Consider the following 1,563-nt stretch of genomic DNA (forward strand, 5'->3'; position numbering starts at 1 on the left):
TCCTTCCGAGTAGTGGAAGAAGAACCTCTCGTTCTGCGAGTTCATCACCGTCGGCAACGCCAAGTTCGTCGGCCTGCGCAACTACGTCGACGCCCTGGCCGACACCCAGTTCACCGCGTCGTTCTTCTTTACCGTTGCGTTCACCGTCGTCTCGGTCGTCCTCATCAACGTGATCGCCCTCGCCATCGCGCAGGCGCTCACGCGCAAGGGCCTCAAGGGCACGAACGCGTTCCGCACGGTCTTCTTTATGCCGAACCTCATCGGCGGCATCGTCCTCGGCTACATCTGGCAGATCCTCATCAACTGCCTGCTCGCCAACGCGGGCCGTCAGCTCCTGGCGCTCGACTCGACCGCAGGCTTCTGGGGCCTCATCATCCTGACCCTCTGGCAGCAGATCGGCTACATGATGATCATCTACGTCGCCGGCCTGCAGTCCATCCCGAGCGACTACCTCGAGGCGGCAAAGGTCGATGGCGCCACCGCCTGGCAGACGTTCTGGAAGGTCAAGATCCCGAACCTCATGCCGACCATCACGATCTGCTTGTTCCTCTCGCTCACCAACGGCTTCAAGCTGTTCGACCAAAACCTCGCCCTCACCGGCGGCGAGCCCGCGCACTCCACCGAGATGCTCGCGCTGAACATCTTCAACACGTTCTACTCCCGTTCCGGCATCAAGTGGATGGGAATCGGCCAGGCCAAGGCTGTCATCTTCTGCATCCTGGTCGTCGTCATCGCGCTCGTGCAGCTGCGCGCCACGCAGTCTAAGGAGGTCGGGCAGTAATGAAGAAGGACAAGGTCATCAACCGCGTGCTCTCGGTCTTCTTTGTGGTTCTCTCGCTCGCGTGGATCTACCCGATGTTCATGATCGCCCTCAACTCCTTCAAGCAGGAGTCCGCGATCAGCACCACCACCGCGTTCGACCTGGTCTCCGGCGACACCTTCGCCGGCCTGGTCTCCGGCGACACCTTCGCCGGCCTGGCCAACTACGTGAGCGCCCTCACCAAGCAGGGCTTCGCGCAGGCGTTCGGCTACTCGCTGATCATCACCGTCACGTCGGTCGTGCTTGTCCTCGTGTGCTGCTCCATGTGCGCGTGGTACATCGTCCGCGTGAACAACAAGATCTCGAAGATCCTGTACTACCTCTTTGTCTTCTCGATGGTCGTCCCGTTCCAGATGCTCATGTTCACGCTCTCGAACCTCGCCGACACCATGGGCTTCAACACCCCGTACAACATCTGCTTCATCTACCTCGGCTTCGGCGCGGGCCTCGCGGTCTTCATGTTCTCCGGATTCGTGAAGAGCATCCCGCTCGAGATCGAGGAGGCGGCCATGATCGACGGCTGCAACCCCGTCCAGACCTTCTTCCGCGTGGTGCTCCCCATCATGAAGCCGACCTACATCTCGGTCGGCATCCTCGAGACCATGTGGGTCTGGAACGACTATCTCCTGCCGTACCTGACCCTCGACAGCACCAAGTACAAGACGATCCCGATCCTCATCCAGTACTTCCGCGGCGGCTACGGCCACGTCGAGCTCGGCCCCATGATGGCCTGCATCATGATG

Annotated in this window: 1 protein-coding gene and 1 pseudogene; both read left to right on the top strand. The window is 60.8% G+C overall.

The features are described 5' to 3' along the window. Positions 1 to 25: 25 nt before the first annotated feature. Positions 26 to 781: pseudogene (locus tag ACT84W_RS09215) on the top strand (carbohydrate ABC transporter permease); the annotation flags it as partial. Next, a partial coding sequence (locus ACT84W_RS09220) for a carbohydrate ABC transporter permease (RefSeq protein WP_444328991.1) occupies positions 781 to 1,563 on the top strand: 783 nt, incomplete at its 3' end. The pseudogene ACT84W_RS09215 and the gene ACT84W_RS09220, both read left to right, overlap by 1 nt.

The sequence above is a fragment of the Paratractidigestivibacter sp. genome, from assembly GCF_052362415.1.
Taxonomy (GTDB): Bacteria; Actinomycetota; Coriobacteriia; order Coriobacteriales; family Atopobiaceae; genus Paratractidigestivibacter.